The following is a 6,072-nucleotide window of genomic DNA, read 5'->3' as shown; positions in this document are numbered from 1 at the left end:
ATATCGGCTGATGGACAGCCTAAAGAAGAGTACAAAGAGCTTGGCTGGGATGATGTTTTGTCGGTCGATATTATAGGCCTGGAAGTTGGTTATCGCATAATTCCTCTTGTTGATAAAAATCAGGGGGGGGCATTGCTTGGTAGGATAAAAGGGGTGCGTAAAAAGCTGTCGCAAGAGTTAGGTTTCTTAATGCCTTCAGTTCATATTCGCGACAATCTTGACCTTATGCCAAATGTTTACCGAATCACCTTGATGGGCGTAACGATTGCTGAAGCAGAAATTCACCCAGAGAGAGAGCTAGCTATTAACCCGGGTCAGGTCTTTGGGAAAATTGACGGGGTTGAGGGTAGAGACCCTGCTTTTGGGCTTGATGCAATCTGGGTTGAGAGTTCTCAAAAGGATCATGCGCAAACGCTAGGTTATACCGTTGTCGATGCGAGTACTGTGGTGGCGACACACTTGAATCAAGTGCTTCAGAAGCATGCTAGTGAGTTATTGGGGCATGAGGAGGTACAGCAATGGTTGGATCAGTTGGCGAAGGTGTCACCTAAGCTATCAGAAGAGCTGGTTCCAAATACATTAACAGTCAGTCTGTTATTAAAAGTTCTTCAGAGTCTATTGATCGAGGACGTACCTATTAGAGATATGCGTTCGATCGCTGAAGCGCTGGTTAATGTAACTCCAAAGTCAGCTGATTCCACCCTGCTAACAGAAGCATGTCGACAGGGTATGAAAAGATTGATTGTCCAAAATATTTGTGGAAATGATGATGAAATCCCCGTTATTACCTTAGAGCCCGACTTGGAACAGTTATTGCTAAAGTCTGTGCAGCAGTCACAAAAAACTGGCGCGGGTGATGATATGGGAATGATACTTGAGCCCCGAATAGTTGAAACACTTCAGCGATCGCTCGGTGAAGCAGCTCAACGCCAGGAAATGCTCGGAAAGCCTGCAATCCTTTTGGTATCAGGGCCTTTGAGACCAGTGCTTGCTAAGTTTGTAAGGTTTGGGAGTGACCCGATTAATGTCCTTTCTTACCAGGAAGTGCCAAACAATAAACAAATAACAATCGTCGCGAACGTAGGTCAATAAATTGACGTCGTGTCGGTAGAACTCGCTCCAAGGTTCAATTGAAGTGATGAGTAGTAAACATAATCAGGTGATTCCTTATGGAAGTTAGACGCTTTTTTTCAGCGACCATGCAAGAAGTTTTAAAAATGGTTCGAGAAGAACTTGGCCCCGATGCGGTTATCTTATCCAACTCAAAAGTTGACGGTGGTGTCGAAATTGTTGCTGCGCTCGACTATGAGGAAGATGTCTCACCTGAAACCATCGAAAGTCAATTGATAGAGCGTGGCGAGCCTAGCCCTTCCCAACTTGCTCGTATGCATGCAGAAAAACACCTGAAACTGCAAAAAGAGCTAGATAGTGCGCGTAGAAAGATAGAAGAGGTTAAGGCTAAGCGTAAAGAGCGGCCTGATGCTCTTGCGCAAGAGAACGATTCAGAGGCAGTGTCTGAACCAGAGGCAAGCTCTTCGGCAATGGAGCGCAAGGCTGCGTCACATGATGCTAAACAAAATGGTACTCCGTGGGGCGAATTATCGGATATGCGTGCAGAGATATTAGAGATTAAAAAACTAATGTCCGGGCAGGCTTACAAGCAAGTGCAGAATGAAAAAGAACGTGAGCAATCGGCTACGCTCAGCAAAATCGAACGTAAACTCGAATCCCTTTGTATTGCCGGGGATCTTAAAAAACGGCTAATGGCAATGGTTGATTTAGGTATGGACTACAGTCAGGCATGGTCTCGTGTTTCACAGGGTGTTTCAGCTTTAATATCGGCTCCTGAAGATGACCTGATCGAGCAGGGTGGCGTCATTGCATTGGTTGGGCCTACAGGTAGTGGTAAGACCATGACAATAGGTAAAATGGCTGCTCAGTTTGTTATTCGACATGGTGCTGATGATATAGCCTTGGTGACAACTGACAGATACCGCATAGCTGCGCACGAGCAACTAAAGGTGTTTGGCAGAATACTCAATGTGCCTGTCCATGTTGTTGATGAGCGTCATAGTCTGGATACCATACTTGATGGCTTGCGTCACAAAAAACTTGTCTTGGTTGATACTGCTGGCCTAATGCATACCGACGCGTGCTGGTCTGAGCAGCTGCAGGAATTAAAGCTGTCGGGTCATGATATTCAGTCACACCTTGTTGTATCGTCTGTAGGGCAGTATCAGGTGATGTGTTCAAATTACCATCACTACAAAATGGTAGGCTTGTCAGGCGCCATTATTACTAAGGTTGATGAAGCTGTTAGCCTGGGTGAGGTGATGAGCTTTCTTATCGATACGCGTCTCAAAGCCAGTTATTTTACTGACGGTCAGCGAGTTCCTGAGGATATTCATGTGTTTAGGCAAAAAGAAATCCTCTCGAGAGCTGAATCTTTATTGAATAGTTCGGAGCGATGGGTAACAATCAGCGCCCAAGAGCATGAAGGTGGTTTAGATCAAATATTCTCTCATTCTGCGTAAACTTAATCATATCTGCTAAACTCTTATTAGCGTTGATTAAAATATAGAGCTGAATGTAGCAAGATTATGCAGCATACACTGAAAATACGGTCAATGTTTCAGTATCACGAAGATCTCAATATGGTTGAATAAACTGAAGTGCGAAAAATAATTAGATGTATAAAAGGGGATTTTCACCAGTATGGCGAATTCTAATCCGGTTCAGGTAATCGCGGTAACTGGCGGTAAAGGTGGTGTGGGCAAAAGTAATGTGTCTATTAACCTTTCGATTATGCTCGCTGAGATGGGGCGTCGTGTCGTACTTTTAGATGCCGATTTAGGTTTGGCTAATGTTGATGTTTTGTTAGGTATCACCTCTAAAAGCAATATAGCGGATGTGATAAGTGGCGAATGTTCTCTGCGTGACGTTTTGGTTGATGGGCCCAAAGGAATAAAAGTAGTACCAGCTTCATCTGGTACGCAAAAAATGGTTTCTTTGAATCCAATGGAACATGCCGGTTTAATTAATGCCTTTAGTGAAATTTCTGAAGATCTCGATGTCCTGATTATTGATACCGCAGCAGGTATATCCGATGGTGTTGTTTCGTTTCTTAGGGCTGCGCAAGAAGTTATTGTTGTCGTATGTGATGAGCCTACATCGATTACCGATTCATATGCGCTAATTAAATTGTTAAATCGCGATTACGATATGTACCGTTTTCGTGTACTGGCGAATATGGTTAAAACGCAGGAAGAGGGGCGCCACCTCTATTCCAAGCTTGCTCACGTTACTGAGAGATTTCTCGATGTTGCTCTGCAGTATGTTGGGTCAATCCCTTTCGATGAGTCGGTGAAAAAAGCAGTGCAGCGTCAACGGGCTGTTTCTGATGTGTATCCTCGTGCAAAAGCATCGTTGGCATATAAGACGCTTGCCCAAAAAGCGGATAGCTGGCCACTGCCTTCTTCTCCAAAAGGTCATTTGGAGTTCTTTGTTGAGCGCCTGGTTCAGGCTACCTCAAACTAGAACGTGTTTAGTTCCGGTGTCATAGGCTGATGTATACAGACGCTCAAGTAAAACGTGCCGATGATTTGATTCGGTCTCATGCGCCTTTAGTCAAAAAAATTGCGCATCATTTGATATCTCGTCTACCGTCTAGCGTTCAGGTCGATGATTTAATTCAGGCTGGTATGATCGGGTTATTAGAGGCTTCCAGGAAGTATGAAGCTTCTAAAGGTGCGTCCTTTGAAACTTATGCGGGCATTAGAATTCGTGGTTCGATGATGGATGAGGTGCGCCGGGGAGACTGGGTGCCAAGGTCTGTTCATCGGAATGCAAGAAAGATAAGTGAAGCGATCAAGGCTATTGAAGATAGAGAGGGTCGTGATGCGCAGGATGACGAGGTTGCCTCAGAGTTAGGTATGACGCTTGAGGAATACTTTGCTTGCTTGAAAGACAGCGCTAGTGGCAAGTTATTTAGCTTTGAAGAGCTAAGTGAGTCAGGTGACGTTTCTAGTGAAGAGTATTTGTCCGAGAATGACACGCCCGCGACGGATGTTCAGAATGATGCCTTTCGTCGAGCTTTGGCCAAAGAGATTGATGTTCTCCCTGAGCGTGAAAAAATGGTTTTGTCTTTATATTATGAAGAAGAGTTGAATCTTAAAGAAATTGGTTTGGTGCTCTCTGTTAGTGAGTCTCGAGTAAGTCAAATACATTCTCAAGCAGCGATGCGTTTGAAAGCTAGAATGAGTGATTGGCGTACCTGATTGCAGTTTGTCTTAGCCTGATCGAACTATTTGCTTAGACCTCTTTTCTCAAAGTTTGTCCCCCATGTAAGGGGAAAATAAAGCGAATAAAATTAATAAATTGGCTTGATTTTATATAGTTGTTAAGAAATGTGCCGATAAGTGAAACAAATATCAAAAAAAACTGGCTAGCCTAAGAACACCGACTAGACTTGTTTTTAGGTATTAAAATGTAATTTCGGGTATCGACATGAGTGGAGGTCGACTTGAATAAAGATATGAAAATTCTCGTAGTAGATGATTTTTCTACAATGAGACGAATTATTAAGAACCTATTGCGTGACCTAGGGTTTACTAATACTGATGAAGCTGACGATGGTAGTACTGCCTTACCAATGCTTCAAACAGGTAAGTATGACTTTCTGGTGACTGACTGGAATATGCCTGGGATGACTGGTATTGAGTTGCTTCAGCATGTTCGTTCTGACGATAACCTCAAAAGTCTTCCTGTGCTAATGGTAACGGCTGAGGCTAAACGAGATCAGATAGTTGCTGCCGCGCAAGCAGGTGTGAACGGTTATGTCGTTAAGCCATTTACCGCAGCTGTTTTAAAAGAGAAGATTGAGAAAATCTTCGAACGTATCGATTCCTAAGGCTGAGCGATTCATGACTGACGCAAAGCTAATAAATAGCGAACCTCTAAGCGGTTTTGAGCAGACTTTGAAGGCTCAGGCTAATGAGTTGAAGGAGCGAATTGACAAAGGAGACTTGTCGGGGGCGTTAGGTATTATTTCTGAGTTAAATGAGACTCGGGATAAAACTCTGTACCAAGAAGTCGGTCGCTTAACTCGGTCGCTACACGAGTCAATTCGGAACTTTCACATCGATGCTTCCAGTGAGACGGCTAAAGATGACCTGTCTACTATAGAGGATGCGTCCGACCGACTCGCGTATGTGGTTGATATGACCAATAAGGCTGCAAACAAGACCTTGGATCTTGTCGAAGAAACCATGCCTTATGCTTCAGGAATCAGCCAGGAAGCGAAAAAACTCAAGATGGATTGGTCTCGCTTACAGCGTAAGGAAATGAAACCTGATGAGTTTAGAACGCTGACAGCCACAATGGGAACTTTCCTTGGAAAGTTGTGTGAGGATTCAGATAAAGTAAATGATAATCTCACGCAAATACTGTTAGCGCAGTCTTTCCAAGACTTAACTGGTCAAGTGATTCAACGAGTCACCGGATTGGTTAAAGATGTTGAAGAGAATCTTGTTAATTTGGTCAGAATGGCCGGTAAGGTTGACCAGATTACAGGAACAGTCCACGAAGTAGAAAAACAAGAAACAGGCATTGAGGGTGAAGGTCCACAACTCCATGCAGAGCAACGCGAAGACGTTGTTTCTGGCCAGGATGATGTGGATGATTTGCTGTCCAGTCTAGGATTTTAAAGGGGCGTAGAAGATGGGGTTTGAAGCGGATGATGAGATACTTCAGGACTTTCTTGTAGAGTCTGGAGAGATACTCGAGCTTCTTTCAGAGCAACTGGTTGATCTAGAGCAAAATCCAGACGATAAAGATTTGCTAAACGCAATTTTTAGAGGGTTTCACACTGTAAAGGGTGGAGCAGGCTTTTTACAGTTGGATGCACTGGTCAAGTGTTGTCATATTGCAGAAAACGTGTTCGATATTCTGCGAAATGGTAAGCGAAGTCTTGATGCTGACTTAATGGATGTCGTTTTACGTGCGTTAGACTCTGTAAACGAAATGTTCAGTGAAGTCAGAGATGGCCAAGATCCAACCCCAGCTGACCCACAG

The 6,072-nt window shown here is 43.9% G+C and carries 7 protein-coding genes; all 7 read left to right on the top strand.

From position 1 onward, the window contains the following. Positions 1-1,092: FHIPEP family type III secretion protein (locus A3766_RS17485; RefSeq protein ID WP_197479611.1), on the top strand; the 1,092-nt coding region annotated here is incomplete at its 5' end. Between the two features lie 77 nt (positions 1,093-1,169). Next, entirely contained in the window at positions 1,170-2,534 is a 1,365-nt protein-coding gene (gene flhF / locus A3766_RS17480; protein ID WP_068511921.1) for a flagellar biosynthesis protein FlhF, read from the top strand. 181 nt (positions 2,535-2,715) lie between these two features. Beyond that, a complete protein-coding gene (locus A3766_RS17475) occupies positions 2,716-3,537 on the top strand; it encodes a MinD/ParA family protein (protein ID WP_068511924.1) in 822 nt (273 codons plus the stop codon). 29 nt (positions 3,538-3,566) lie between these two features. Next, positions 3,567-4,277, top strand: a complete 711-nt coding sequence (locus A3766_RS17470) for an RNA polymerase sigma factor FliA (RefSeq protein WP_068511927.1) — start codon at positions 3,567-3,569, stop codon at positions 4,275-4,277. A 245-nt stretch (positions 4,278-4,522) separates the two neighbouring features. Then, positions 4,523-4,909, top strand: coding sequence for a chemotaxis response regulator CheY (gene cheY, locus A3766_RS17465; protein ID WP_068511934.1), 387 nt, complete (start codon positions 4,523-4,525; stop codon positions 4,907-4,909). Positions 4,910-4,922: 13 nt separating this feature from the next. Then, positions 4,923-5,705, top strand: a complete 783-nt coding sequence (locus A3766_RS17460) for a protein phosphatase CheZ (RefSeq protein ID WP_068511930.1) — start codon at positions 4,923-4,925, stop codon at positions 5,703-5,705. A 13-nt stretch (positions 5,706-5,718) separates the two neighbouring features. Continuing rightward, on the top strand, positions 5,719-6,072 hold a 354-nt coding region (locus tag A3766_RS17455), incomplete at its 3' end, for an Hpt domain-containing protein (RefSeq protein ID WP_197479610.1).

It is taken from the genome of Oleiphilus sp. HI0132, from assembly GCF_001635845.1.
Note: the sequence above shows the minus strand (reverse complement) of the source record. Positions and strands in the feature narration are given on the sequence as shown.